At 39.4% G+C, this 26,146-nt stretch carries 24 protein-coding genes, 3 tRNA genes and 1 pseudogene; 18 read left to right on the top strand and 10 right to left on the bottom strand.

The genetic code is table 11. From position 1 onward, the window contains the following. Window positions 1–68: 68 nt before the first annotated feature. Entirely contained in the window at window positions 69–1,898 is a 1,830-nt protein-coding gene (locus FTU09_RS01635) for a phosphoenolpyruvate carboxykinase (GTP) (RefSeq protein WP_004972137.1), read from the top strand. A 294-nt stretch (window positions 1,899–2,192) separates the two neighbouring features. Beyond that, the gene (locus tag FTU09_RS01630) at window positions 2,193–2,627 is read left to right on the top strand and encodes a hypothetical protein (protein ID WP_131260784.1); all 435 of its coding nucleotides are present in this window, start codon (window positions 2,193–2,195) and stop codon (window positions 2,625–2,627) included. Between the two features lie 39 nt (window positions 2,628–2,666). Here FTU09_RS01630 and FTU09_RS01625 read toward each other — a convergent pair whose 3' ends face one another. Further along, complete coding sequence (locus FTU09_RS01625) at window positions 2,667–3,335, bottom strand: methyltransferase (protein ID WP_180079454.1); 669 nt, start codon at window positions 3,333–3,335, stop codon at window positions 2,667–2,669. A 270-nt stretch (window positions 3,336–3,605) separates the two neighbouring features. Further along, window positions 3,606–4,454 (bottom strand): bifunctional methylenetetrahydrofolate dehydrogenase/methenyltetrahydrofolate cyclohydrolase FolD, encoded by an 849-nt coding sequence (gene folD / locus FTU09_RS01620; RefSeq protein ID WP_004972142.1) that lies wholly within the window; start codon window positions 4,452–4,454, stop codon window positions 3,606–3,608. A 152-nt stretch (window positions 4,455–4,606) separates the two neighbouring features. Here folD and FTU09_RS01615 point away from each other — a divergent pair. The 3 genes from FTU09_RS01615 to FTU09_RS01605 all read left to right on the top strand — a co-directional run bounded on the left by FTU09_RS01615 (window position 4,607) and on the right by FTU09_RS01605 (window position 5,622). Next, window positions 4,607–4,680: transfer RNA gene (locus tag FTU09_RS01615), tRNA-Cys, on the top strand. Between the two features lie 15 nt (window positions 4,681–4,695). Then, a tRNA-Leu gene (locus FTU09_RS01610) sits at window positions 4,696–4,781 on the top strand. 109 nt (window positions 4,782–4,890) lie between these two features. Continuing rightward, entirely contained in the window at window positions 4,891–5,622 is a 732-nt protein-coding gene (locus tag FTU09_RS01605; protein ID WP_096900995.1) for a hypothetical protein, read from the top strand. Between the two features lie 70 nt (window positions 5,623–5,692). Here the strand turns inward: FTU09_RS01605 and FTU09_RS01600 are convergent, their stop codons facing one another. After that, a complete protein-coding gene (locus FTU09_RS01600) occupies window positions 5,693–7,465 on the bottom strand; it encodes an alkaline phosphatase (RefSeq protein WP_154320964.1) in 1,773 nt (590 codons plus the stop codon). Window positions 7,466–7,674: 209 nt separating this feature from the next. On the opposite strand from FTU09_RS01600, the gene FTU09_RS01595 reads away from it, so the two are divergent. Next, a tRNA-Leu gene (locus FTU09_RS01595) sits at window positions 7,675–7,760 on the top strand. A gap of 119 nt (window positions 7,761–7,879) precedes the next feature. Continuing rightward, window positions 7,880–8,305, top strand: a complete 426-nt coding sequence (locus FTU09_RS01590; RefSeq protein ID WP_180037568.1) for a hypothetical protein — start codon at window positions 7,880–7,882, stop codon at window positions 8,303–8,305. 25 nt (window positions 8,306–8,330) lie between these two features. Here the strand turns inward: FTU09_RS01590 and FTU09_RS01585 are convergent, their stop codons facing one another. The 4 genes from FTU09_RS01585 to rlmE all read right to left on the bottom strand — a co-directional run bounded on the left by FTU09_RS01585 (window position 8,331) and on the right by rlmE (window position 12,444). Beyond that, window positions 8,331–8,645, bottom strand: coding sequence for a DUF5713 family protein (locus FTU09_RS01585; RefSeq protein ID WP_131260668.1), 315 nt, complete (start codon window positions 8,643–8,645; stop codon window positions 8,331–8,333). Window positions 8,646–8,735: 90 nt separating this feature from the next. After that, a complete protein-coding gene (gene folP / locus FTU09_RS01580) occupies window positions 8,736–9,590 on the bottom strand; it encodes a dihydropteroate synthase (protein WP_096900999.1) in 855 nt (284 codons plus the stop codon). 177 nt (window positions 9,591–9,767) lie between these two features. After that, window positions 9,768–11,657, bottom strand: coding sequence for an ATP-dependent zinc metalloprotease FtsH (gene ftsH / locus FTU09_RS01575; protein ID WP_004972155.1), 1,890 nt, complete (start codon window positions 11,655–11,657; stop codon window positions 9,768–9,770). A gap of 136 nt (window positions 11,658–11,793) precedes the next feature. Next, window positions 11,794–12,444, bottom strand: coding sequence for a 23S rRNA (uridine(2552)-2'-O)-methyltransferase RlmE (gene rlmE / locus FTU09_RS01570; RefSeq protein ID WP_004972157.1), 651 nt, complete (start codon window positions 12,442–12,444; stop codon window positions 11,794–11,796). Between the two features lie 297 nt (window positions 12,445–12,741). Between rlmE and yhbY the strand changes: the two genes are divergently transcribed. Both yhbY and FTU09_RS01560 read left to right on the top strand, forming a co-directional pair. Beyond that, window positions 12,742–13,065 carry a ribosome assembly RNA-binding protein YhbY gene (yhbY, locus tag FTU09_RS01565; protein WP_168418845.1) on the top strand — a complete coding sequence of 108 codons (324 nt, stop codon included), beginning with the start codon at window positions 12,742–12,744 and terminating at the stop codon, window positions 13,063–13,065. Between the two features lie 9 nt (window positions 13,066–13,074). Then, window positions 13,075–13,614 carry a DOMON-like domain-containing protein gene (locus FTU09_RS01560; RefSeq protein WP_070153929.1) on the top strand — a complete coding sequence of 180 codons (540 nt, stop codon included), beginning with the start codon at window positions 13,075–13,077 and terminating at the stop codon, window positions 13,612–13,614. Between the two features lie 106 nt (window positions 13,615–13,720). Here the strand turns inward: FTU09_RS01560 and FTU09_RS01555 are convergent, their stop codons facing one another. Continuing rightward, the gene (locus FTU09_RS01555; protein WP_180079453.1) at window positions 13,721–14,203 is read right to left on the bottom strand and encodes a hypothetical protein; all 483 of its coding nucleotides are present in this window, start codon (window positions 14,201–14,203) and stop codon (window positions 13,721–13,723) included. Between the two features lie 323 nt (window positions 14,204–14,526). Between FTU09_RS01555 and carA the strand changes: the two genes are divergently transcribed. The 4 genes from carA to FTU09_RS01535 all read left to right on the top strand — a co-directional run bounded on the left by carA (window position 14,527) and on the right by FTU09_RS01535 (window position 19,797). Beyond that, complete coding sequence (gene carA, locus FTU09_RS01550) at window positions 14,527–15,666, top strand: glutamine-hydrolyzing carbamoyl-phosphate synthase small subunit (protein ID WP_179989246.1); 1,140 nt, start codon at window positions 14,527–14,529, stop codon at window positions 15,664–15,666. Window positions 15,667–15,681: 15 nt separating this feature from the next. After that, window positions 15,682–18,912 carry a carbamoyl-phosphate synthase large subunit gene (gene carB / locus FTU09_RS01545; RefSeq protein ID WP_004972166.1) on the top strand — a complete coding sequence of 1,077 codons (3,231 nt, stop codon included), beginning with the start codon at window positions 15,682–15,684 and terminating at the stop codon, window positions 18,910–18,912. Window positions 18,913–18,994: 82 nt separating this feature from the next. Continuing rightward, on the top strand, window positions 18,995–19,471 hold the full coding sequence (gene greA / locus FTU09_RS01540; RefSeq protein ID WP_004972169.1) for a transcription elongation factor GreA: 477 nt from the start codon (window positions 18,995–18,997) through the stop codon (window positions 19,469–19,471). A 113-nt stretch (window positions 19,472–19,584) separates the two neighbouring features. Further along, a complete protein-coding gene (locus FTU09_RS01535; RefSeq protein WP_004972171.1) occupies window positions 19,585–19,797 on the top strand; it encodes a hypothetical protein in 213 nt (70 codons plus the stop codon). A gap of 106 nt (window positions 19,798–19,903) precedes the next feature. Here the strand turns inward: FTU09_RS01535 and FTU09_RS01530 are convergent, their stop codons facing one another. Continuing rightward, window positions 19,904–20,641: a hypothetical protein gene (locus FTU09_RS01530; RefSeq protein ID WP_179996274.1), complete on the bottom strand. Its 738-nt coding sequence runs from the start codon at window positions 20,639–20,641 to the stop codon at window positions 19,904–19,906. Beyond that, on the bottom strand, window positions 20,638–20,787 hold the full coding sequence (locus tag FTU09_RS01525; protein WP_171486376.1) for a hypothetical protein: 150 nt from the start codon (window positions 20,785–20,787) through the stop codon (window positions 20,638–20,640). The genes FTU09_RS01530 and FTU09_RS01525 overlap by 4 nt, the downstream gene beginning before the upstream one ends. Window positions 20,788–21,031: 244 nt before the next feature. Between FTU09_RS01525 and FTU09_RS01520 the strand changes: the two are divergent. The 5 genes and pseudogenes from FTU09_RS01520 to FTU09_RS01500 form a co-directional block, all read left to right on the top strand. Continuing rightward, a pseudogene (locus FTU09_RS01520) lies at window positions 21,032–21,145 on the top strand (antibiotic acetyltransferase); the annotation flags it as partial. A gap of 168 nt (window positions 21,146–21,313) precedes the next feature. Next, complete coding sequence (locus tag FTU09_RS01515) at window positions 21,314–22,327, top strand: nucleotidyltransferase (protein ID WP_180079452.1); 1,014 nt, start codon at window positions 21,314–21,316, stop codon at window positions 22,325–22,327. A 9-nt stretch (window positions 22,328–22,336) separates the two neighbouring features. Further along, on the top strand, window positions 22,337–23,992 hold the full coding sequence (locus FTU09_RS01510) for a ThiF family adenylyltransferase (RefSeq protein ID WP_180079451.1): 1,656 nt from the start codon (window positions 22,337–22,339) through the stop codon (window positions 23,990–23,992). Continuing rightward, the gene (locus tag FTU09_RS01505) at window positions 23,977–24,480 is read left to right on the top strand and encodes a Mov34/MPN/PAD-1 family protein (RefSeq protein ID WP_180079450.1); all 504 of its coding nucleotides are present in this window, start codon (window positions 23,977–23,979) and stop codon (window positions 24,478–24,480) included. Before FTU09_RS01510 ends, FTU09_RS01505 begins: the two co-directional genes overlap by 16 nt. A 1-nt stretch (window position 24,481) precedes the next feature. Then, window positions 24,482–26,095 carry an SAVED domain-containing protein gene (locus tag FTU09_RS01500; protein ID WP_180079449.1) on the top strand — a complete coding sequence of 538 codons (1,614 nt, stop codon included), beginning with the start codon at window positions 24,482–24,484 and terminating at the stop codon, window positions 26,093–26,095. Window positions 26,096–26,146: the final 51 nt, after the last annotated feature.

Genomic DNA, 26,146 nt, shown 5'->3' with positions numbered 1-26,146 from the left:
AACCATGTACCCCATCGTTCAGATTGTACTTTGTACACGACTTGTACACATTTAAGATAGGCCTCACCATGACCCAAGTGAACGCACCAGAATTCGTTCGTCACCCTAAGCTTATTGCATGGGTTGAAGAAATTGCAAAGTTAACGAAACCAGCAAAAATTGAATGGTGTGACGGTAGCGCAGAAGAATATCAACGTCTAATCGACTTGATGATCGCTAACGGCACCATGCAAGCATTAAACCAAGAAAAACACCCTGGTTCGTACCTTGCAAATTCAGATCCTTCTGACGTTGCTCGTGTTGAAGACCGTACTTACATCTGCTCTGAAAACAAAGAAGATGCTGGTGCGACGAACAACTGGGAAGCGCCAGCTGAAATGCGCGCTAAATTAAACGGTTTATTCGACGGTTCAATGGCTGGTCGTACCATGTATGTGGTTCCATTCTCTATGGGCCCATTAGGTAGCCACATTGCTCACATCGGTATTGAATTAACTGACTCTCCTTATGTTGCTGTCAGCATGTCTAAAATGGCTCGTATGGGTAAAGCTGTTTATGACGTATTGGGCACAGATGGCGAATTTGTTCCTTGCGTACACACTGTGGGCGCACCATTGGCTGAAGGCGAAAAAGACGTTGCTTGGCCATGTAACAAAGAAAAATACATTGTACATTATCCAGAAACTCGTGAAATCTGGTCGTATGGTTCTGGTTACGGCGGTAACGCATTATTGGGTAAAAAATGCTTAGCGCTTCGTATTGCTTCTGCAATGGGTCGTGAACAAGGCTGGTTAGCAGAACACATGCTAATTTTAGGCGTGACCAACCCACAAGGCGAAAAACACTACATCGCAGCAGCATTCCCTTCTGCATGTGGTAAAACCAACTTTGCGATGTTAATTCCACCTGCAGGTTATGAAGGCTGGAAAATTGAAACTGTAGGTGACGATATTGCTTGGATCAAACCAGGTGAAGATGGTCGCTTATATGCAATTAACCCTGAAGCTGGTTTCTTCGGTGTTGCTCCTGGTACAAACACCAAGACTAACCCGAACTGTATGGCAACTCTGCACAAAGACGTGATTTATACCAACGTTGCTGTGACTGACAACGGCGAAGTATGGTGGGAAGGTCTATCTAAAGAAGTTCCTGCAAACTTAACCAACTGGAAAGGTCAACCACATACTGGCGCAGAAAAAGCAGCTCATCCAAATGCGCGCTTCACTGTTGCAGCAGGTCAATGCCCTTCTATCGATGCTGACTGGGAAAATCCAGCAGGTGTTCCAATTTCAGCGTTCATCTTCGGTGGTCGTCGTGCAGACACAGTGCCTCTAATTTCAGAAGCATTTGACTGGGTAGATGGCGTATATAAAGCAGCAACGATGGGTTCTGAAACTACTGCAGCAGCCGTTGGTCAACAAGGTATTGTACGCCGCGACCCATTTGCAATGCTTCCATTTGCTGGTTACAACATGGCAGACTACTTCTCTCACTGGTTAGAAATGGGTGAGAAAGTTGGCGAAAAAGCAAAAGCTGCAGGCAACAAATTACCAGGTATTTACAACGTAAACTGGTTCCGTCGTGATGCAGAAGGCAACTTCGTATGGCCTGGTTTTGGTCAAAACATGCGTGTACTTGAGTGGATCATTGATCGTTGCGAAGGTCGTGCAGAAGCTGTTGAAACTCCAATTGGTTTTGTTCCAACGTATGAGCAATTGAACTGGACTGGTTTAGATTTCTCTAAAGAGCAATTTGAAACTGTAACAGCGCAAGACAAAGAACAATGGATCAAAGAGTTAGAAAGCCACACTGAGTTATTCAACAAACTTGGTGAGCGCCTACCTGCTGCATTGAAAGCACGTCAAGCTGCTTTACTTGAAGCGGTTAAATCTGCGTAATTCAACGCTGATTGCTAAGAAAAGGTCACTTCGGTGACCTTTTTTTATTGCCCTAATATTTTATGTGTTAAAAGCACCGAAATCCGCTCTTCAACAATCCCACCTGATGTGTAAATACTAAATAATACGAAGATTCAAGGTAAAAACATGACATCACAAGCACACGCTTATCAGCTCAAATATAGACAGCCTACCACATCACCAACAAAGCCATGCTTTGTCCACTCAGCTATGGCATACTTAAAACAAGAATGAAATGACATCAAAACATGAGACATGATCATGAATAAAACCATGAAGAATACAATGATTATTTTGGCTATGACGGGACTTGGGTTAGGTTTATCCGCTTGTCAAAGTTTGCCTGAGCAAAACGAGAATAGTTTTATTGGCTATAAAGTCGAAAGCAAAACTGATCGCAACGCAGTATTAGCCTACACTCTTGCAGGACGTCAAAACCAACAGCGCGATGAAAGTAAATTACAGCGTGCCTGCCAAAAAGAACTTGGTGCGCATAAAACTTATCAATTGCGGATTTTAAGTATTAATGAAGTGGTGAATCCTGCAGCCAACCAACAAGACCCGTATGGTCGCCAACTTGGGCAAAGCCGCACCTCTATTGGCTTATCGAACACACCTGAGCTACATAGCAGTGAAAACTATGCTACACGTCAGGCCTTAGATGCTCGCCCAAGCACACTGCGCATTGTGCGTTATAGCTGCAATTAATTCGCGCCACAAAACTGGCTTCCTATAAGACGTGATGAGTTATCGCGTCTTATAAAAACTCACATTACGGAACTCTTTGGCTTCATCCAAATCTGGCCATGTGGTCGCGCTGCGTTCATCTATTTTTATATATTGTGGATGACTAAAGTTTTTCACTCGGCTGTCTGCCACCCAAACCTCTGGGGCAAACTTTAAGAACTCATCTAAAAAGAAGCGATTGCATTGATCATAAAGTACATCGGCAGCCAGCAATACATCCACTTGTTCTGCCTTGTATAGATCATCTAAATATTCAAGCGCTACATCATTCAATTCAGCATTGGCACGACAGGCTGCAAGGCTAATAGGATCAATATCACAACAAATTACCCGTTTGGCACCTGCCATTTTTGCAGCAATCGCCACCACGCCTGAACCCGCACCGAAGTCTAAAACAACCTTATCTTTTACTTGCTGCGGTTCTGCCAATAACCATTGCGCCATTGCAAGTCCTGAAGCCCAACAGAAAATCCAGTACGGCGTATCATTCCAAATACGACGAATCACTTCATCATCTAGCTTGTCGGTAGGAAATACTGGTGGAATAAGCCAAAGTGAAATAGGCGTTTCAGGCAATTGCTGTGCCAGTAATTCACAATTTGGAATTACATCATGTAAAGCATCTAAAAGATGTTCAGGGGCTTTAGGAAATTGAAAGGTACAGCTCATTGGATTTTTATTCGTTCTAATTTAAAAAGTTCCCTCTGCTTTTTTAAAGGAGAGGGAGCATTCATTATTTTTACAATGAATTCCCCACTCTTTTTTAGGAGAGTTAGGGAGAGAATTTTTAAGCCCTCATCCCAGCCTTCTCCCTGAGCCGTATACGGCGCAAGAGAAGGAGCATCCATTATTTTCACAATGAATTTCCCCTCTCCTGAGCAAAATTTAAAGCACTGCTTTTAAATTGAAGCGCAAGAGAGGGTTAGGGAGAGGTCTTCATCAACCTAACGCTTTCTCAGCCGCTTCAACCGTTTGACGAATCAAAGTTGTAATCGTCATTGGGCCAACGCCACCTGGTACAGGCGTATATGCAGAAGCAATCTCTTCAATGCCTTGCAATTGGATATCTCCAACACCACCGCCATCACGTGGATGGAAGCCTGCATCAACAACCACAGCGCCTGGTTTGATCCAGTCTTTTTGAATCAATTCAGCTTTACCAACCGCACCAACAATAATGTCCGCTTGTTTCACAAAACTTGCAAGATCTTGGGTACGTGAATGGCAAATGGTTACTGTTGCATTGGCTTCAAGAAGCATCGCAGCCATTGGTTTACCTAAAATTGCCGAACGCCCCACAACAACGGCATGTTTGCCTGCAATTTCAATGTTTTTTTCTTTAAGAATGGTCATAATGCCTGCAGGTGTTGCAGAACCATATGCAGCTTCGCCCATTGCCATACGACCATAACCTAAACAGGTCACACCATCTACGTCTTTTGCAAGTGAAATCGCATCAAAACAAGCACGCTCATCAATTTGCGCAGGAACTGGGTGTTGCAACAAAATACCATGCACATCAGGATTGGCATTCAATTTTTCAATTTCTGCCAATAATTGTTCTGTGGTGGTTTCTGTTGGCAATTCTACTTTTAAAGAATCCATGCCCACACGACGGCAAGCATTGCCCTTCATGCGTACATAAGTTGCAGATGCACCGTCATCACCGACCAAAATAGTCGCTAGAATTGGGGTACGACCTGATTTTGCTTTTAACGCTTCTACACGTGTTAACAGATCAGCTTCAATTTGTTTTGCCAATGCACGACCGTCTAAAATTAATGCCACGGCACATCTCCAAATGTTGATATGAATCAATTTTGCAAATAATACATGATTATTTAGACTATTTTATTCTATATGTCGAATTAATGTGCATCTGCTCATTTAATAGTATTGTTTTTTTTTCAGAGCTTGCTAATATACGCATCACAAGACGCGGCGGGGTGGCAGAGTGGTCATGCAGCGGACTGCAACTCCGTGGACGCCGGTTCGATTCCGACCTCCGCCTCCAATCTTGTAAAACTATGCCCGAGTGGTGAAATCGGTAGACACAGGGGATTTAAAATCCCCCGCCCTCAAAGCGTGCCAGTTCGAGTCTGGCCTCGGGCACCATTTTAAAATAGATTAAAATGGTGCAAATAAAGAACCCAGCATTAAGCTGGTTTTTTTATGCCTAAATTTTAGGTTTTCCCCTCTTTATTCAATATTCAATGATGCCTCTATGAACCCTAAACAAGCGCTTCTTGATTTGCAGCAATTGCAACAACAATACCCTGCTGCATTTAAAAGAAATATTTTGTTTTATGGTTTTATTCAAAGCAAAGGCATGCTGGATGATTGGAAAGAAATGATTCCATGGGTCTTGGCCTGCCTGATTTTTATTCCTATTTCAATCAGTCTGGCGCACGGGATTCAAAACTTTGCACCGCAATACGATGCCTTTCAAGCCAAGGCATTGGCGATTTTAGCCATCATGTTAGGTTTTATGCTGCTTCTACCTTATGTGTTGTATCAAATTAAACACAGTTCGGCATCGTGGTATCAACTACAGCAACATGCCACCATAAAAATAGCAGTATTGATTCTGCTACAAGCGGTAAATTTCGCCTATTTTCAGAGTGCAATTCTGCAAGGGATTTTATTCTTTTTCTGCATCAGTTTTGGTTTTGTACGTTTCTATAAAGAGAATATGTTCCGTGACCACATAAGCCTTGAACAAAAATATTGCTTAACGCAATTTCGCCGTGCTGCGTATTGGTCATATCGTCAAGCTGCTAAAATTCAATATCGGATGTATTTTTCCAATAAAAATAGCCCTCGTTTTGCCCAATTGAATCAGCAATATCAACATGCAATTCAGTTACATCAACAACTGATGCAGGTTGAACACAATTTATGTAAAAGCATTAAATACATAGATTTAGACAGTTATATTCAAGATAAACTCGATTAAAAACCTCCGCTTAATCATCAAAAAAAACCGAGCAACTTAGACTCGGTTTTCTGTAAATATCACACCAATTTTAAGCAGTTTTAGCGACATCAATGATTGGTTTTAAGTCTACACCATACTTCTGTTGATGACCACGCGTATCATCGAGTTTGTATTCACGTGCCTTAACCGTATCTATAAACTTCCAATCTGCAACCACTTGCGCACGATCAAAAGTCACCGTTAAATAACCACGTTGATTTAAGTTGCAATAATCCAGTTCATCAATCAGTTCTTGAAAGGCATATTCCAACGCTGCCATTTCGTCTGCAGGCACATTTAAGTAATACTCAATTCCGGGCGATGATACCGAGCTGGTCGCGAATTCCAACCCAACCTCATGATTTGTTTCATGTGTATGCAAGGTTGCAGCCCAAGCATTGTGAGTATCACCTGCCAACACCACTGCTTTTTTCCCAAGTTGCTGCAATGTCCCATACACAACTTCTCGCTCGTAGGCATAACCATCCCAAGCATCGAGGTTATAAGGTGCAACCGCATACAAACGTGCCTTATCTACTGCTGTCAAAGTTGGATCATTCGCTTTTAAACGCAATTTCAGCGTGACCAATTCTGTAATTTTCTGCTTCATTTGTGCAAGTGTTTCAGGTTGCTGATCACCATTGGTGATTTTCGCTAAAGGCAATAACAGTTCTTGTGGAATCAGCATTTTCGCCATCAACACTTGTTGAGCCAAAACATTCCAAGTAGCCTTAGACTGCCCCAACTGCTTTTGCAACCATTCTCGTTGAACTCCACCCATCAATGTGCGTTGATCACTAAATAAATCTGCCTGAAATTTAGCAGCATCAATACCTTCTGCCGTCATATAGTTAGCATAATCTAATTGCTTATGACGCGCCAAAATACGCGTATCCAGCATCATCAAATTCACCAAACCACCAAAATCAAACTGGCGATAAATATTCAAATGATCATTTTCTGCAACTGGACGAATTGGCATCCACTCGAAATAAGCCTGTAATGCCGCAATTTTACGTTCTATAAAGCTGCCTTCACCTTCTTGATGATTATCTGCACCCGCTTCCCAAGTATCATTACTGAGTTCATGGTCATCCCAAATGACAATAAATGGATGGCGTTGGTGAGCAGTCTGCAAATCAGCATCGGTACGATATAAAGCATAACGTTTACGATAATCATCTAACTTGATAATTTCTTTATCATTGTCTGCAGCAAAGGTACGTCCTAACTGTTTTGCATCGTCAGTCGCGTAGCCACCTTGTCCATATTCATAAATATAATCACCCAAGTGAATAATCACATCCAGATTGTTTTCCTGTGCCATTTCTTTATACACATGAAAATAACCTGCGGGATAGTTCGAGCAAGAACAGACCGCAAATTTCACTTGATCGCTGCGTTGTGGCAAGGTTTTGGTCTGTCCTATAGCAGAAACCGTATTACCAAAGCGGAAACGGTAATAATATTTAGTCCCTGCCTGTAAACGATCTGCGTCCACTTTAACAGTAAAATCTTGCGCTGCGCTGGTTTGTACTTTGCCAGTATTTACCAATTGCTTAAACGCCTCATCGCTGGCAATTTCCCAAACCACTTCAATGCATGCTGCCATGTCACTTGGCGTTACACGTGTCCATAAAATGATACGATCATGCAGCGGATCACCACTGGCGACACCATGCAAAAACTGCACCTTTAATGCATTTTCTGCTGTATTTTCATTGTCATCACCACATGCAGTTAATGCGACTGGCAATGACAACGCCCCAAAACCAGCCAAACTTTTTTGAATCAGCTCTCGGCGAGTTAAGCGAATGTTCATGAATATTCCTTTTATTTTTCTTGAGCGCTCAACATAGAAATTTATGATTTCGCTTTGATCTCAAACTCATGAAATATTGATGACAAACAGCAGAAATATACTGCAAACCGAACTTTTTTCAAGCTAATAAGTTGAATTGATTGAAAAGAAAGCAATTGTAAATAAATTTACTTGCCAAGATTTATTTCGTCCTCTATTATTGCGCACATGCCCGAGTGGTGAAATCGGTAGACACAGGGGATTTAAAATCCCCCGCCCTCAAAGCGTGCCAGTTCGAGTCTGGCCTCGGGCACCATTTTAATGAATCAAATCATTCAAATGGTGCAAATAAAGAACTCCAGCATTAAGCTGGTTTTTTTATGCCTAAAAAATATAATATTGAAAACGATAACACTTATGTGCCGATGATTTGAAATGTCTCTACAACGCTTTATCTTCTCTTTCAAATGGATGATCTGTTTATGCTGCTTGCTCAGTTTTGCAAGCCATGCACAAAATCCCAGCCTTGAGTCAGCAACCGAATCCGTAAACCCAATTGAAACTGATGCAGAATTTTATGATGTTTTTGCAGGAACAGTGCAATATAAAAATCAAGAATTACAATTACGTCGTTGCAGCTTAGGCAACAATTTATATTTATTAAATTTCCAAAATCCTGAAGAAGAAAAGCAACTCAAAACTTTGCTGCAACAAAATACAAAGTTTTGGGTCAATTTAATTGCACAGCCGAATGAACATAATGGGCTATATACGTTGAATGTTCGGGAAATTGCAGAACTACATACACAGCAAAGTTGCCATTTGGATGATGTTTTAGATGATTTATTGAATCACCCATAAATTAAAGCTGAAAGAGAGTGACCTATCACCACTCTCTCGTTGCAATCAACTCTTCCATTTCAATCTCGAAATAGCCTTGATCTTGCAGCACCATCATCATCGCCTCAGCAATATAATCTGCTGCGGTATCGTCCAAATCTGAATCCAAATCTTCAAATTGTGGTTTCATTTTATTAATGGCTTGCACGGTCTGATCAGCAAAATGATAAATATCCGTTTCAGATAAATTGGATTTAGACACGTGTTTTGCAAACTGTTGAATCAGTTGTTTTAACTCAGCAACTAAAATATCAGGATAAAACTCATCATCAAACATCGGGAGAAGTAAATCTGCAAACATACAAGCACTCAAAAATACAGAGATTCAAGCGTGCCTATATAGCATAAGCAAGGCTTTAATTCTAGCTTCGCCCCAATTTGCATACTGCGATTAATTTGCCAACTGCATTGCTTGCCAGACTTTAATGGCGTCAGACATGGCTTTCACATCATGCGCACGCACCATACAAGCACCTTGCTGAATACTGAGTAAATGTGCCGCTACAGAACCAACTGCACGCTGTGTTGGCTCTGCCCCACCCAAAGCTTCACCAATAAAGCGTTTACGGGACAATGCCGATAAAATTGGATACCCCATACCATTAAGTTGATGCAACTCATTTAACAATTTCAGATTCTGTTGTGCATTTTTCGCAAAACCAAAACCCGGATCAATCATGATATTTTCAGGCTTGACCCCTACCGCCAAAGCATCAGCGACACGTTGCTGCAATTCTGCAATCACATCTGCAGTGACATCATCATATTGATCTAAATTGTTCATGGTGGTCGGTTCACCACGCATGTGCATAATAATCACGGGGATATTTAACTCAGCAGCTGTTTGCAACGCATTTGGACGGGTCAGCGCACGTACATCATTCCAGATATGCGCCCCCGCAGCTACGGCAGCACGAATCACTTCAGGCTGTGACGTATCAATCGAAAGCACTACATCATAAGTAGATAAGGCTTCCGCCACAGGAACCACACGACGAATTTCTTCTTCTACACTCACAGGACTTGCCCCCGGACGTGTAGACTCACCGCCAATATCAATCACGGTTGCACCTTCGGCTATCATTTCCAAAGCACGCGCCACAGCAGCATCTTTTTCATTATGTCGCCCACCATCACTAAACGAGTCTGGTGTCACATTTAGAATTCCCATCACATGCGGCTGAGATAAATCTAAACGCAAACGTCCACATTGCAATACACGTTTGGGTAATGGCATTAGCTGCATGCTGGTCTTCCTTTCAATTTGAAAAGCTTATTTTAACAAGGCTAATTTTAAAGATGTGGAATTCTTTTCGATGAGCGTCAACAGACCTCAATATTCCGGTCACAACTGCACATAAACCACACGAATAAAAAAAAGAGCCTTTATACAAAGACTCTTTTTTAACATCATGTGAGCTGATTAGCTCGCTGGTAATGGTGGCGGTGTGCTTGGACCATCGGTTGGTGTTACATCAATCACAGGATTGTCTGCAATATACACCTTCGGTGGCTGTGGCTCACGACCTTCCATAATGTCACGGATTTGGTCACGATCAATGGTTTCCCATTCCAACAATGCTTTTACCATTGCGTGGGCAATGTCTTGGTTATTTTCCAAAATATCGCGGGCAACTTTATATTGCTCATCAATAATACGACGAACTTCAGCATCCACTTGTTGCTGGGTGGCTTCAGAAATCGTACGGCTGCCTAAACTACCCATGAATGATTGTTGTGTATCGTCTTCATAGACCATTACGCCTAACTTGTCAGACATACCGTATTTGGTCACCATCGCACGTGCTAATTTAGTCGCACGCTCAAAGTCATTCGATGCACCTGTTGACATTTGATTAATAAAGACTTCTTCTGCAATACGACCACCAAACAAGATAGACAAGTCGTTCAGCATTTTGTCTTTATAATGGCTAGTTTGGTCATGTTCAGGCAATTGCCATGTCACACCCAATGCCCAACCACGCGGCATAATCGTCACTTTATGCACAGGGTCTGTACCCGGCAGCATTTCAGCAACAATCGCATGACCTGCTTCATGATAAGCCGTTGCACGACGTTCTTCTTCACGCAGCACCATCGACTTACGTTCAGGGCCCATATACAACTTATCTTTAGCATCTTCAAAGTCGTGCATATCCACCGTATTTTTATTACGACGGGCAGCAAACAATGCAGCTTCATTCACAAGGTTCGCCAATTGCGCACCAGAGAAGCCTGGTGTACCACGTGCCAAGACTTTGACATCTACACCTGTAACTGAAGGCAGTTTTTTCAAGTGAACATTCAGAATTTGCTCACGACCTTTAATGTCTGGCAAGCCAACCATTACTTGACGGTCAAAACGACCTGGACGCAATAAAGCTTTATCCAGTACATCGGCACGGTTTGTCGCAGCGATGACAATAATGCCTTCATTGCCTTCAAAACCATCCATTTCAACAAGCATTTGGTTAAGTGTTTGCTCACGTTCATCGTGACCACCACCTGTACCTGAACCACGGTGACGACCTACCGCATCAATCTCATCAATAAAGATGATACATGGTGCATGGCGTTTAGCTTGCTCAAACATATCACGAACACGAGAAGCACCTACACCCACGAACATTTCAACGAAGTCAGAACCAGAAATGCTGAAGAATGGAACTTTGGCTTCGCCTGCAATGGCTTTGGCCAATAAGGTTTTACCTGTACCCGGTGGACCTACCATCAACACACCTTTAGGAATAGTTGCACCTAAACGCTTGAATTTAGCAGGGTCTTTTAAGAAATCTACAATTTCAACCACTTCTTGTTTTGCTTCGTCACAACCTGCTACATCGGCAAATGTGACTTTAATTTGGTCTTCAGACAACATTTTGGCTTTAGATTTACCAAAGCTCATCGGGCCGTTTTTACCACCTGCACCGCCACCCATGTTGCGCATAAAGAACATGAATAACAAAATGATTAAAAGTACAGGGAAACTTGCGATCAATAGTTGCATTAACAAACCTTGACGTTGAGGTGCAGTACCTTCAACAACAACGTTGTTTTTAATCAGATTCGGCATCAGTTCAGGGTCTTGAACTGCTGGACGAATGCTTTCAAAGGACGAGCCGTTGACTTTTTCGCCACTAATTCTTTCGCCATCAATTGTGACTTGCTTAATTTGACCAGCATTCACCGCTGTAACGAACTCTGAATAGTTCATTGCAGTTGGCTTTTCACTGTTATTGATGTTGCTGAAAATTAGAATCAGCACACCAAGTATAATCAGCCACAATACGGCATTCTTGAAGAGATCGCTCAAAGCTTTATTCCCATATCAATCTAATTTGATCATGCCCGTTACTGGGTGACCTTTCATTCAAAAAGCTGAAGATCAGCTAGACAATTCATTAAAAACGTACAAAATGCACAATTTTTAACGGCTTGGCAAGTAAACTTTATTTAGACGCTTTTTTACGTCCTTGTCCAATAAGGAATACTTCTTTGGAACGCGCCCGTGAAGCAGCGGGTTTTGCTGTCTTTAGAACATCAAAACTGTCCACAACCTGTTTACGAAATTCGTCAAACCCCGAACCTTGGAACACTTTGACCACAAACTGGCCATTGGGTCCCAATACACGGTTGGCAAAATCGAGCGCCAACTCGCATAAGTAAATTTGACGCGGTTGATCTACAGCTTTATTACCTGATGTATTGGGGGCCATATCGGAAATTACAACGTCTACCGTGCGTCCGTTTAAAATATTTAACAATTTTTCGAAAACTTCTTCTTCGCGGAAGTCACCTTGTAAAAAGGTCACATCTGGTAGTGCGTCCATTTCCAAAATATCGGAAGCGATCACCAAACCTTTGTCGCCGACAAGTTTCCCTGCGATTTGCGACCAACTACCCGGTGCTGCACCTAAGTCCACCACCGTCATACCGGGTTTGATCAGTTTATATTTTTCTTGAATCTCAAGTAGTTTGTATGCAGCACGTGCACGATACCCTTCTTTTTGCGCTCTTTTCACAAAGGGATCATCTAGGTGCTCTCTCATCCACGCACGACTACTTTTGGATAACTTTTGGTTGGTAATGCGTGTTGCCATAACTCTCTTAGTAACGAATAGCCATCTAAATTGCGATTGTACGTGAAAATTAGCAAGCTTGCAGTAGACATCTGTATCTAAATAGCAAGAACTAACCTATTTTTTCTATTAAATCCATCGCTTATTTCTGTACTGAGGCTTAAAAAAGTCACTTTGACTGTTACAGATAAATATCAGCAAGTATTCAGATTCAATATTTTTACAAGGCAGCAAGATCACAGATTATTTGCATAGAATTTACAGCGTTTCAAACTGGCTTTTGTTATACTAAGCCGTTTTTAAAATTAGGTTATCTTTATGGCGGCTCTATCTATTCAGGAACGCAAGCGTTTACGTCAAATTGGTCATGCACTCAACCCTGTAGTGATGATTGGCGGTCAAGGTTTGACTGAAAATGTGATTGAAGAAACCAACCGTGCTTTAAACGATCACGAATTGATTAAAGTCAAAATTGGCGGTGAAGACCGTGAGGTACGTGCAGCTGTGATTACTGAAATTGCAGCAGCAACAGGTTCTGAAGTGGTACAAAGCATTGGTAAAATTGTCTTACTCTACAAAAAAGCAGCCAAACAAAATGCTAAATTATCTAATTTAGTTCGCCACGCTCACTTGTCTAACTAATCTCCCTCAATGGCAAGTTACGAACTCAGTGCTTTTAATCGTCAATTTCAGGCCATTTCTTTGGTCGGTGCAATTGAACAACAAAGCCCATTTACGTTAAATGTGGGCTTTTGGCTGCGCGATCCAAATCAGTGGGTCGAATGGCCTGCTTTGGTAGCGTCACATCCACGTCAGGATTTTTTGTGGGAACACACCTGCTTTGAAATTTTCATTGGGGTTCAGGGCGAAGATTTTTATCGTGAAATCAATTTATCCCCTTCTCAAGCTTGGCAAGCCTACGCCTTTGAAGAATATCGTTATCCTGAGCAAATGCCGCCCGTGGCTGCTTACGATATTGAACTGAATCAGCTGAAACGCACACATTATGGTTTGAATGTGAGTCTGGATTTAACCGAATTTATGCTGAAACATAAACTAAAATGGACGGATTTGTTTATAGGTCTGACGGCAGTGCTAAAAACCAGTCAGGGCGAACAGTTTTATGCCATGCAACACAGCAGTCCTGCAGCCGATTTTCATAATAAACGAGATTGGTTACATCAGTTCTAATCTTGTCTAGTTTCAAAATGCGTAATCAGATTTTCATTTTGTACTTGAGCAGAAATTTGAATAAAAAAAGTGAGGCCGAACCTCACTTTTTTTATGGCTGATTAGATTAAGCTTGATCAGTTTCGTCATTCGTTTCTGTTTTTTGTGGATTAACTTTTTTCCAAGCTTCTAAAGTGTGCTCTTTAGAACGCTGAAACGTTTCAACCAATTGGTCTTTATGTTTCACTGAAATACTGCTGACATCTTCTTTCAACTCTTTACCTAGTTTAGAAAGGTCATCAATAATTGCGCTAAATTCAGTTTTCACAAATTCTTTTAACTCACCTAAGTCTTTAGGTGAACCACCAAACTGTGCTTTCAATGCTTCAATTTTTTGCAATACATCTTGCTTTAATTGACCCAATTGCTCTTGCACGCTAGCATTGAGTTGTTTCGCTTCGGCTTGAAGTTTTTCTTGTGTTTCTGCAACCACATCAAGCACCTGCTCTTTGGCATCATGCGTTACTTTTTCAAGCTTTTCAGCGCCTTCACTTACTGCTTTGATTGCACTGTTTTGTGGTTCAGTGGCTGATTTATCTTGTTCAGTCATTCGCTTTTACCCAAGGTCGTTGTTGTTTATAAATTAAGCATAAGGCAATTTAGACTAAAATGGGTTTTGGATTGTCTAACAATCGTAGATTGCTTACATTTGGACTACACGCTAAAACATAAACCTAGCAAAAAAAGCAAGTCTTTTATCTTACATATTCGTCAGATTCACAATGGACTTTTGGCGAGCTCATGCGTATAATGCAATGTTAAGTTCAAGCGAGCAGACATAGGAGGGTAGGTTTAAACATTGACCTTCCTTTTTTTTCGTCTACTCGCTTTTTTACAGCCCTATTTTTGTGGTTTTAGTTCAGGAGCTTTGGTTTGAGCACCCCCGCCATTTTAGCCCTTGCCGACGGTACAATCTTTAAAGGTACGTCTATCGGTGCAACGGGAAGTACGACTGGTGAAGTCGTTTTTAACACTGCCATGACTGGCTATCAAGAAATTTTGACCGACCCGAGTTATGCACAGCAACTTGTGACTTTAACTTACCCGCACATTGGGAACACAGGTTGTAATGATGAAGATGTCGAGTCTGGTCGTATTCATAAAGTATGGGCAAACGGTTTAATTATCCGTGATTTGCCTTTACTACACAGTAACTTCCGTTCTAATCAATCTTTAGCAGAATATTTGCAAGCACACAACGTGGTTGCGATTGCAGATATTGATACCCGTAAATTGACCCGTATTTTACGTGCCAAAGGTGCGCAAAACGGCTGTATTCTTGCTGGTGAAAATATCACTGAAGAAGAAGCAATTGCGAAAGCACGTGCATTTGGCGGCTTAAACGGCTTAGATCTTGCAAAAGTATGCTGCGACCCTGAAGGTTTTGAATGGACTGAAGGTTCATGGGAACTTGGCAAAGGCTTTACTCAACCTGAACTTAAATATCATGTGGTTGCATACGATTACGGTGTCAAAACCAACATCCTGCGTATGCTCGCAGACCGCGGTTGCAAATTAACCGTTGTTCCTGCACAAACCCCTGCTGAAAAAGTCCTTGCGTTAAACCCAGATGGCATTTTCTTGTCAAATGGCCCTGGCGATCCTGCTGCATGTGACTACGCAATTGAAGCTGTAAAAACAATTGTAGAAACCACGAATACTCCTGTATTTGGTATCTGTTTAGGTCACCAAATTCTTGCACTTGCATCAGGTGCAAAAACAATGAAAATGCCGCACGGTCACCACGGCGCAAACCATCCTGTACAGAACTTAGAAACTGGTACAGTGATGATTACTTCTCAGAACCACGGCTTCGCGGTAGATGAAAGCACCTTACCAAGCAATGTATGTTCAACGCATCGTTCATTGTTCGATGGCACAAACCAAGGTATTCATCGTACAGACAAGCCTGCATTTAGCTTCCAAGGTCACCCAGAAGCAAGTTCAGGTCCACATGACTGCGCACTCTTGTTCGATCATTTCATCGAACTTATTGAAGCCGCTAAGAAGTAATTAAGGAGCGAAATAATGCCTAAACGTACGGATATTAAAAGCATCTTAATTATTGGTGCTGGTCCTATTGTTATTGGTCAGGCTTGTGAGTTTGACTATTCTGGTGCTCAAGCATGTAAAGCGCTGCGTGAAGAAGGTTACCGCGTTATTTTGGTAAACTCGAACCCTGCGACCATCATGACTGACCCTGCAATGGCAGATGCAACTTATATCGAGCCAATCACTTGGCAGACTGTTGCAGCAATCATTGAAAAAGAACGTCCAGATGCAGTACTTCCGACCATGGGTGGTCAAACTGCATTGAACTGTGCGCTTGCATTAGATGCCAACGGTATTTTAGCCAAATACAATGTTGAATTAATTGGTGCAACCAAAGACGCGATTGAAAAAGCCGAAGACCGTAAATTGTTTGATGAAGCAATGCGCAAAATTGGTCTTGAGTGTCCAAAAGCAGCAATTGCTGAATCTATGGAAGAAGCACTTGAGATTCAATCTCGCTTTGGCTTCCCTGTGATTATTCGTCCATCATTCACCATGGGTGGTTCTGGTGGCGGTATCGCATATAACAAAGAAGAATTCCTTGAAATCTGTGAACGCGGTTTCGATCTTTCTCCAACCAAACAATTATTGATTGATGAATCACTTATTGGTTGGAAAGAATATGAGATGGAAGTTGTACGTGATAAAAACGACAACTGTATCATCGTATGTTCAATCGAAAACTTTGACCCAATGGGCGTGCACACTGGTGACTCAATCACCGTTGCTCCTGCGCAAACTTTGACGGACAAAGAATACCAATTGATGCGTAATGCATCTTTAGCGGTACTTCGTGAAATTGGTGTAGAAACAGGTGGTTCTAACGTTCAGTTCGGTATTTGCCCGAATACTGGTCGTATGGTTGTGATTGAGATGAACCCACGTGTATCTCGTTCATCTGCACTTGCATCTAAAGCCACTGGTTTCCCAATTGCAAAAGTTGCAGCGAAATTGGCTGTGGGTTATACCCTTGATGAACTGAAAAATGACATCACAGGCGGTACCACTCCTGCGGCATTTGAACCATCAATTGACTACGTTGTCACTAAAGTTCCACGTTTCAACTTTGAAAAGTTCCCGCAAGCAGACGCGACTTTAACCACACAGATGAAATCTGTAGGTGAAGTCATGGCAATTGGCCGTAATTTCCAAGAGTCTGTAAATAAAGCGCTTCGTGGTTTAGAAACTGGTGCGTGTGGTTTTGACGAACAAATTGAAGTGGGTGCTGAAGGCGCACGCGACAAAATTTTAGTTGAATTAAAAGTTCCAGGCCCTGAACGTATTTGGTACGTGGCAGACGCATTCCGTCACGGCTTTAGCTTGGACGAAGTTTTTGAAGCGACCAAAATTGACCGTTGGTTCTTGATTCAAATTCAAGACATCGTGAACACTGAAAACGAAATCAAAACTTTAGGTTTTGGCGATCTAAACGCTGACAACATCCGTTCGTTCAAACGTAAAGGTTTATCTGACTTGCGTATTGCGAACTTGATGGGAATTTCACAAAAGCAATTCCGTAAACACCGTTGGAACTTGGGCGTAACCCCAGTTTACAAACGTGTGGATACCTGTGCTGCAGAGTTTGAATCTGACACAGCATATATGTATTCAACTTACGATGAAGAGTGTGAATCAAATCCTTCAGCGAAAGACAAGATCATGGTGATTGGCGGTGGTCCAAACCGTATTGGTCAAGGTATCGAATTCGATTACTGCTGTGTACACGCTGCGCTTGCAATGCGTGAAGATGGTTTTGAGACCATCATGGTGAACTGTAACCCTGAAACAGTATCTACCGATTACGACACTTCAGACCGTTTGTACTTTGAACCAATTACTTTGGAAGATGTGCTTGAAATCGTACGTACTGAAAAGCCAAAAGGCATTATCGTACAGTACGGTGGTCAAACTCCACTTAAATTGGCACGCGCTTTAGAAGAAGCAGGTGCGCCAATTATTGGTACATCACCAGATGCAATTGACCGCGCAGAAGACCGTGAGCGTTTCCAGCAAATGATTCAACGTCTGCAATTGCGTCAGCCAAACAACAGCATTGTAAAATCTGCTGAAGAAGGTATCGCAGAAGCAGCGAAAGTGGGTTACCCGCTCGTTGTTCGTCCATCTTATGTATTGGGTGGTCGTGCAATGGAAATCGTGTATAACGAAGAAGAATTGAAACGCTACTTGCGTGATGCAGTTCAAGCATCTAACGATGCACCTGTACTGTTAGACCGTTTCTTGGATGATGCGATTGAAGTTGACGTAGACTGCGTATCTGACGGTAAAGATGTGGTGATTGGCGGTATTATGCAGCACATCGAACAAGCAGGTATTCACTCTGGCGACTCAGCATGTTCAATTCCACCTTATTCATTGTCAGATGAAGTACAGGACGAAATGCGTCGTCAAACTGTTGCCATGGCAAAAGAGTTGGGCGTTATTGGTCTAATGAACGTACAGTTTGCAGTGAAAGGCAATGACGTTTATATCTTGGAAGTGAACCCACGTGCATCACGTACTGTTCCATTTGTTTCTAAGTGTATTGGCGAATCATTGGCTAAAGTTGCAGCACGTTGTATGGCGGGTCAATCTTTAGAAGCTCAAGGCTTTACTAAAGAAATTATTCCGCAACACTTCTCTGTGAAAGAAGCTGTGTTCCCATTCAACAAGTTCCCTGGTGTAGACCCAGTGCTTGGGCCTGAGATGAAATCTACAGGTGAAGTCATGGGCGTAGGTAAAACTTTTGGTGAAGCATTCTATAAAGCTGTGTTAGGCTCGAATGATCGCTTACCAGGAATCCCAACTGAAGGCGAAGTGAAACATGCATTCTTATCTGTACGTGAGTCAGATAAACCGCATGTGGCGCGTATTGCAAAACAATTGGCTGATTTTGGCTTCAAACTTGTTGCAACGGGTGGTACGCATAAAGTCATCACCGATGCAGGTATTGAGTGTGAACGTGTGAATAAAGTGACTGAAGGTCGCCCACACATTGTAGACCGCTTGAAAAATGGTGAGATTCACCTCATCATCAATACTTCTGAAGGCAAACAAGCTCAGCAGGATTCATTCTCAATCCGTCGTTCTGCACTGCAAGGTAAAGTGTATTACACCACGACCTTGAATGGCGCAGATGCTGTATGCCAAGCCTTAGCGATTAAATTACCAATGGATGTATATCGCCTGCAAGATCTTACTGTAGGTTAATACATTTCAATAAAGTCCCGTCACCTTTCGGGTGGCGGGCTTTTTTCATTTATAGACTTCAATATTTTTAAAGAGGGACAACATGCAACGTTATCCTATGACGCCTGAAGGTAAACACGCTTTAGAGCAAGAATTACAACAACTTAAATCGGTTGAACGTCCACGTATTACTGCAGCGATTGCAGAAGCGCGTGAACATGGCGATTTAAAAGAAAATGCTGAATACCATGCCGCACGTGAACAGCAAGGTTTCTGCGAAGGTCGTATCCAAGACATCGAAGGTAAATTAGGCGCTTGCCAAGTAATTGATGTTAAAGAATTGGAACAAAACGGACGTGTGGTTTTTGGTGTGACTGTGACCATTGAAAACCTAGACACCGAAGAGCAAAAAACCTACAAAATTGTAGGTGATGATGAAGCTGATTTTAAAATCAATAAAATTTCAGTGAATTCGCCTATTGCACGCGGTTTGTTGGGCAAAAATGAAGGCGATGAAGCCAAAATTGTCACTCCGCAAGGCGAAGTGGAATATGAAATTGTGAATGTAGAATATCTTTAAGTTTTAATAAAGATGACTACACGCGATGCCCCTCTTTGAGGGGTTTTTTATTGCCTATAAATCATACAGCCGAGCTTATAGATTATACTGCGATAAAAATAGAGGAAAATAAGATGGAAAATCGCATCATTCATGCATTTGTTTATGCGCTTTCTGGGGCTGTGTTAGGACTGATTTTAATTCCAGTCTGGGGACTCTTTATCAATACACAAACCAGTCCTGTCAGTATCGTATTGGCATCATCACTCTTTTTTGCTATTTGGGGATTCTTATTTCCAAACAGTGTTAAAAATGTTTTTATGTATTTGTGGAATTTTTTAAGATAGATACTTTAAGCTTTAAATCACTAAAGCAACCTCTTTTGAAGAATTATTATTTATCAATTAAAGTTGCCTTTTGGTGGTTGAACTATCTAGACTGACTAAACGTTAGTCAATTGATTTTACGGTGTTGATTTAAAAACAGAAGATATGGAATTAAAAATACAAAGATTAATGCAGGTATAATAGTAAAAAAGATCAGATACCACACATAGCGTTGATTGGTTTTATATAATGCAACGTGATAATCAATTCCTCTATAAAAGTCGGGTGATTTGATTTTGAAGATCAAATATCTATATTTCAATGGATATTTCAAATCATCAATATATTGAATATCAAAACCTTGATCCATCATATAACCGTATTGGCATTTATCTTTTAAGATTAGATTACAAACAGGGGTTGCCTCTATATCAGCATTATTAACATCCATTACTGGGAAAACACCAGTTCCTGAAAACCTATTTAAATTAGCTTTTACTCCCCCCTTCATAATCACTTTTGCTTGTTTGAGTTCACTGACATAACCCTCTATATCCAAAAAAAGAATAGCGACCTTTTTATTTAAACCTGTTGACATGGCAATGACCATAACCAATATGACACCTAATTGGATATGTCCCCAAAGATAGCCCTTCTTTTCAGCCTTAAGCTCTTCTATTGGTGTCGTACTAAGCACATGTCCAGACCAAAAACCAAAAAATAAAGTACTGCTAAAGAACCAAATGGTTAACCATTTCATGCCATCAAAATTGGCATCGGCAAAAACCCAGTACAGCATCCCACAGGCGTAAACAATAATAGCCGTAAGCGCTAGTGTGTAACGGTTAGTGTTAAAAGCACTCATAAGTTACGATTATCCTTAAAATTTATTTGAGCAATTTTTTTTGGCTGCACTTCCTCCACATCAGCAAACAAACTAAATGTTTGATTCACATAATTCACAACACCTGAAATTTGATCCATGTAACCCCTAAATACAGGTGTTTTCATGCAGAATCTCTAGCTTGTATCTTAAGGGAAAATTCTACTTTTAAATCCTATTATTTTTTTAGGGGGGATTACCAAAGTAAAGGTATGAATGATTCTTTTTATTTCATCTGCTATTTTTTCCTCAAACTCATTTTAGACAAACATTAACTTCTCTGCCCACCAAGCTTCTGTCAGGATGAATATTATAAGAAATCAAAAGTAACTCATATATAATTCTATTTCATTAATTTTTTACACATACACCATGTCCGAAACGCTGATTAATTCCCCTGTTAAACACTGGTGCGAATTTGAGTTCATCTCCAAAACTGTGAAAAACCCCAACATCCACATCAAAGGCAATTACTCTTATTATTCAAAAAAGTAAACATTACCTAAAAATATGGAATTTTTACAACACAATGTTTTTTAATAATTTTTTAAGATTAAATATTTTTCCATAAAATTCCATATTTTTTTAAAGGCTTTGACTTGTATTTCTTTGTAGCAAACCCAATAACTACAAAAACAAAACAGGAATACAACAATGACTAACCCCCAGAAACAATATCAAACATTCCATTCAAATATCCGCTTGGGACGTTATGAAGAAGAAAGTACATTGCGTGACAAGCGTGACCTTTTGATTAGCACCTTAAAAGATGAACTTAAAAAAGACTCAAATGGTCCTCAATTTGTAGAATACTTTAATCAAGGTAGTTATGCTTTAGGCACAGGGATAAAGCCTAAAAATGGAGATTATGATATTGATGTAGGAGTTTTATTAGATTGTGATAAAGAAGAATATGGTTCAGTAGAAATTAAAAAAATTGTTAGAGATGCTTTAACTCATACAAATAGAACTGTAACAATTAAACGACCTTGTGTAACTGTTACTTATCTTAAAAATGGAACTCCCGATTATCATGTAGATCTTCCCATTTATACTGAAGATGACAAAGGCAATATGTATCTAGCTCGAGGTAAGGAATTCTCCTCTGAAGACCTTAAGACTTGGGAGATTTCAAATCCTACTGAACTTACCGATACAATTTTGGGCAAATTTGAAGATGATTCAAATTTACGTCATCAGTTTAGACGATGTACTCGTTACTTGAAACAATGGAGAAATGAGAAGAGTCTAGATTTTTTCAAGAGTGTTGCTATCACTACAGCTGTATATGAGCATATAACAGCTGAAGATTATGAGAATGATAATAAAACATTACTTTCTGTAGTAAATAAAGTATTAGGTCAATTCACTACCTTTAGTATTGATCCAGAAACTACCGAACCTTATTTCAGACTTGTAATTAATTTACCTGCACATGAAGGAGTAGACTTGTTAGAAAAATTAAATAGAAATCAAATAGATAACTTAAAATCAAAACTTAAAGATTTGAAGTCTTCTTTAGAAGCAGTAAATGAAGAAACAGATACAGTAGAAGCTTGCAAAATTTTAAATAAAACTTTTGGTAGTCAATTCCCTATTCCTGAAATACAAGAAGTTTCAGAGGCAACACCTCAACCTTTTTATATTCAAGATGGCAAATCTGCATAGGAATAATAGATGTTTTTTGACGAAGAAAAGTTAGAAAAAATTAAACAAGTACTAAATGGATATGGTGCTAATAATATCCATCTCATAAGCACATCTAAAAATACGGTTAGTTTAAAATTTGACATTTCTTTAGATAAAACCCAAGTATGTTTAGGTTTAGCTTTCCAAAATAATTTCTTGTGGACCAGCCCTCCAAGTTTCACTATCTTGACTAGACCTTTACCTGCATTAGATCATGTCGGCCATAATGGTCTAATTTGTACTACGGACCATCAGGGTGAAAACTTTAATGGCAATAACCATGAAGAGTTAATTGCATTCTTTTTAAAAAAGACAATCGAAATATTAGACCAATCTTTTTCAAATTTAGCATCAAATAATCGCATTAGTTTATATAATGAACTAGAAGGCTATTTAAACAATATTTCAAGTGTGACTTCTAACGTGATCTTACATTGTGATCCGGTATCAACAACAGAAATGTATGGATGGATTCGAAAAACAGGAAAACAAAATCCTTCTGTAGAACATATTGATGATGGTAAAAATGCTTATATAAATCGAGCTCATTTAACCAAAGTTCAGATAAAGAGAGTTCTACTTGATGATTCTTCAATTTTCCCAATTCCAAAGATTGATACAGACTTTACAGAAAATGATTTTTTAAAAGTTATTGAAAGCCTTCCTTCTTATATCAATAAAGACTTACTCAAAACAGGCAATCATAATGTGTTAATAGGAATTCCTAATGAGCATGGATTTGCATATTTATTATTCACTTATTCTATTTGGTATAAATTTAATAAACAAATTTTATTTCAAAATTTTAAAATTTCATTAACTCAAAGAGCTTGGCAAGCTTACTTATTAAATAGAACTGGTCAAGAAAAAATCGAAAGACATGTAGCAATTCTTGGCTGTGGTGCTTTAGGTTCAAAGATAGCTGAAATTTTAGCTCAGACTGGTATAAGTAAGTTTTCATTTATAGATCCCGATAAATTAACAACAGATAATATTTATCGGCATTCTTTAGGTCTACCAAAAGTAAATAATGCTAAATCTATAGCTTTAGCAGAAAAACTAAAATTAGAACGACCAGGCTTAGCTATTTTTCCCTTTTGCAATAATGCAGAAGAGTGGATTAAGACATCCAATATAGAAGATGTAGACACTATAATTATAGCTATAGGTCATACTCCTACTGAGATTTCCTTAGTAAGGTATATTTATGGTTTAAATAAAAATTTTCATGTGATAGTAGCTTGGGTTGAACCTTACAACCTAGGGGGACACTTTATATCATTTAATAATAAGCAATTAGGTTGTTTGAATTGTTTATACTTTGATGAAAAATCAAATAAAAGTCTCTTGCCAAAATATAAATATGTAACTTCAGGTCAGTTATTAGCTAAAAATATAACTGGTTGTGCTGGTGCTTTTACTCCTTTTAGCTCATTAAATTGTGTGAAACTAGCAAGCTATGTTGGCGAATATACATTAAGTAATCTAACTGGTTTTGTTTCTCTATCCGGTGATGATATTAATTCAAAAAAAAATGGGGTATCTACTACTCAGTTCTATAATGATGTAAGTATTTCAAATGGATTTAAGATTTTAAGTTTAAGTGAAATATATGAAGAAGTATGTCCATGCTGCAATACATAACTAATGGTCGGCTAAAATGTGAATCTCCTACCGGTCAGATTTTTATTATTCAAGCAAGCGTTTTAAACAACTTGAAATATTTCATGCAATTAAAATCATCTTCTCCTGAGTCAGGTGGAATTTTAATTGGTAGAACCGATATAAATACAAAAAGTAAAATTATAGAAACTTTTACACAGCCAATGGAAGGTGATCGACAAACACGTACTACATTTTATAGATCAAAATCACATCAACATGCTTTAAAAAGAATTTGGATTGAATCTGAACAATCTTTCAATTTTCAAGGTTTATGGCATACACATCCTGAAGATACTCCCTCCCCTTCCCCCACAGATTTAATAGACATAAGTAATGTTATAAATTCCATCTCCGACCTTGAAGATCCAGTTTTATATTTGATATTAGGCAGAATAAAACTTGGAATATGGATTAGTTTTAAAAATCATAAAATTATGCACTTAGGCTACATCAATATAGAGAAATAAAATGCAACTAGATCCATCCCTTAGCTTACAAACTTGTCTACCTGCAATAGATGATTTGGTAAATGCTCAAAAATATATTGAGGAAATTTTAGGTTTAATCTCAGTTGATGCATTAGGTATCATTGTCGATGAAAAATGTAAAAATAGAATTTTTCTTCTTTTAAATACTAAAGTGCCAGTAGCTTTTTTCCGCATTAATCTAAATCAAAATGATACATTAATTCTTATTCGTGATTTGCTTTCTAGAAATTTATCTTTTTATGGACATCCTCTTGAAGGTTCTAATATTGATCTTGATACTCTCTCTGATTTTAATAAATTACAAGAAATATGGAATCTAACATCTGATCAAGAAAGTGAAATTAAAGATGAAAATTTTGTCCCTAAAAAAGAGGCACAACCTATAAATCAATTAGAAAATTTTATAGATAGAATTTTTGATTTTCAATTATTGAAAGGAAGAGGTGATGATTTAGATACTAAAAGTAAGAATCAAGTTCTAAATACAAGTCATGGAAGATGTATGTTTCAAGGATGTGGGGCGAAACTAAATATAGATGAAATAACAGGTACACAGGGAACATATGGTGTTTTAGCACATAATGTAGCAGCATCTGAAAGCTCTACTCGTGGTATCCCCTTTTTTTCGTATCAGCTTTCAAATGATCCAACCAATATTTTATTATTGTGTGAAAAACACCATCGATTAATTGATAAAGTTGCTGGGGCAGAATATACAGCATCTAAACTTTCTCAGATGCGCCAAAATTTTATAGCCGAATGTGAAGAGCTACTAGATTCTCTTAGTTTTAGCCCAATGCCAGTTTATCTATTTTTTTGGCCTGTAAACCAAAATATTCCTCAATCGCCTTCTAAACTTGATGTAGCCAATTGTCTTCGCCCTTTAAAAGCAATCCTATATAAAGACAAAGATTTAATTCATGAGGCATCACAAGCCCAATTAAGAGCTACTCCTGATGATTTTTATAAATATCATTTCTTAGAGGATTTTGAATGTCAGACCTCTCAATTACTTAGACAGGCTAAATCTCATGATAAGAAAATAGCAATTTTCGGCTTTGGACCTATGCCTTGCTTGATAGCCTTAGGAAGCAAATTAGGAAATAAAGGGAAATTTATACCAATGCTAATGTACAGGGATGGTAGTTGCTGGATGTGGCCGAATCCTCAATGTACTGAAAAAACCTATGAAATCGATAGTATTAAAGAGGTGAACAGCTCAACCCAAGTTACTATTAGATTAAATTTAACTGCTGAACCTGAACCATCGAAAATTAAAGCAGAAGAATTAAATTTTCCAATTATTAATATCACTGCTAAACCTGAATATCTTGGAAATGGCGCTATAAGAAATCCTGAAAGAGGATTAAGCTTTATGCAAGATATTCATAAGTTATTACATGAGCTAAAGGGTAAGGGCGTAGAAAAAATACACGTATTACCATGTGCTTCAAATGCAGCATGTATATGGTTTGGTCAGGCTTTTGATTTAAATCATCCTGAAATGGTTGTTTATGATTACTTAAATAATTCAATGGTTCCAAGACTTCAGATTCGAAATAATGGCGCCAAGAATGAAGTCTTTGTAATTTAAATAGTATCGCTAATAGAGCCTAGATACCATTAGGTCTAAATATGACATTTA

It is taken from the genome of Acinetobacter sp. YH12058, assembly GCF_013419805.1.
Lineage (GTDB): Bacteria > Pseudomonadota > Gammaproteobacteria > Pseudomonadales > Moraxellaceae > Acinetobacter > Acinetobacter towneri.
Note: the sequence above shows the minus strand (reverse complement) of the source record. Positions and strands in the feature narration are given on the sequence as shown.

What these genes read in the sequence shown, in the direction of transcription:
- yhbY (WP_168418845.1), top strand. Translation starts at nt 12,742, where the DNA reads ATGGCGGCTCTATCTATTCAGGAACGCAAGCGTTTACGTCAAATTGGT.
- rlmE (WP_004972157.1), bottom strand. Translation starts at nt 12,444, where the DNA reads ATGGCAACACGCATTACCAACCAAAAGTTATCCAAAAGTAGTCGTGCG.
- FTU09_RS01525 (WP_171486376.1), bottom strand. Translation starts at nt 20,787, where the DNA reads ATGAAAACACCTGTATTTAGGGGTTACATGGATCAAATTTCAGGTGTT.
- FTU09_RS01515 (WP_180079452.1), top strand. Translation starts at nt 21,314, where the DNA reads ATGACTAACCCCCAGAAACAATATCAAACATTCCATTCAAATATCCGC.
- FTU09_RS01600 (WP_154320964.1), bottom strand. Translation starts at nt 7,465, where the DNA reads ATGAACATTCGCTTAACTCGCCGAGAGCTGATTCAAAAAAGTTTGGCT.
- FTU09_RS01625 (WP_180079454.1), bottom strand. Translation starts at nt 3,335, where the DNA reads ATGAGCTGTACCTTTCAATTTCCTAAAGCCCCTGAACATCTTTTAGAT.
- FTU09_RS01510 (WP_180079451.1), top strand. Translation starts at nt 22,337, where the DNA reads ATGTTTTTTGACGAAGAAAAGTTAGAAAAAATTAAACAAGTACTAAAT.
- FTU09_RS01555 (WP_180079453.1), bottom strand. Translation starts at nt 14,203, where the DNA reads ATGACTGAACAAGATAAATCAGCCACTGAACCACAAAACAGTGCAATC.
- FTU09_RS01560 (WP_070153929.1), top strand. Translation starts at nt 13,075, where the DNA reads ATGGCAAGTTACGAACTCAGTGCTTTTAATCGTCAATTTCAGGCCATT.
- folP (WP_096900999.1), bottom strand. Translation starts at nt 9,590, where the DNA reads ATGCAGCTAATGCCATTACCCAAACGTGTATTGCAATGTGGACGTTTG.
- FTU09_RS01630 (WP_131260784.1), top strand. Translation starts at nt 2,193, where the DNA reads ATGAAGAATACAATGATTATTTTGGCTATGACGGGACTTGGGTTAGGT.
- FTU09_RS01500 (WP_180079449.1), top strand. Translation starts at nt 24,482, where the DNA reads ATGCAACTAGATCCATCCCTTAGCTTACAAACTTGTCTACCTGCAATA.
- carB (WP_004972166.1), top strand. Translation starts at nt 15,682, where the DNA reads ATGCCTAAACGTACGGATATTAAAAGCATCTTAATTATTGGTGCTGGT.
- FTU09_RS01585 (WP_131260668.1), bottom strand. Translation starts at nt 8,645, where the DNA reads ATGTTTGCAGATTTACTTCTCCCGATGTTTGATGATGAGTTTTATCCT.
- FTU09_RS01635 (WP_004972137.1), top strand. Translation starts at nt 69, where the DNA reads ATGACCCAAGTGAACGCACCAGAATTCGTTCGTCACCCTAAGCTTATT.
- greA (WP_004972169.1), top strand. Translation starts at nt 18,995, where the DNA reads ATGCAACGTTATCCTATGACGCCTGAAGGTAAACACGCTTTAGAGCAA.
- FTU09_RS01590 (WP_180037568.1), top strand. Translation starts at nt 7,880, where the DNA reads ATGTCTCTACAACGCTTTATCTTCTCTTTCAAATGGATGATCTGTTTA.
- FTU09_RS01535 (WP_004972171.1), top strand. Translation starts at nt 19,585, where the DNA reads ATGGAAAATCGCATCATTCATGCATTTGTTTATGCGCTTTCTGGGGCT.
- FTU09_RS01605 (WP_096900995.1), top strand. Translation starts at nt 4,891, where the DNA reads ATGAACCCTAAACAAGCGCTTCTTGATTTGCAGCAATTGCAACAACAA.
- FTU09_RS01530 (WP_179996274.1), bottom strand. Translation starts at nt 20,641, where the DNA reads ATGAGTGCTTTTAACACTAACCGTTACACACTAGCGCTTACGGCTATT.
- FTU09_RS01505 (WP_180079450.1), top strand. Translation starts at nt 23,977, where the DNA reads ATGCTGCAATACATAACTAATGGTCGGCTAAAATGTGAATCTCCTACC.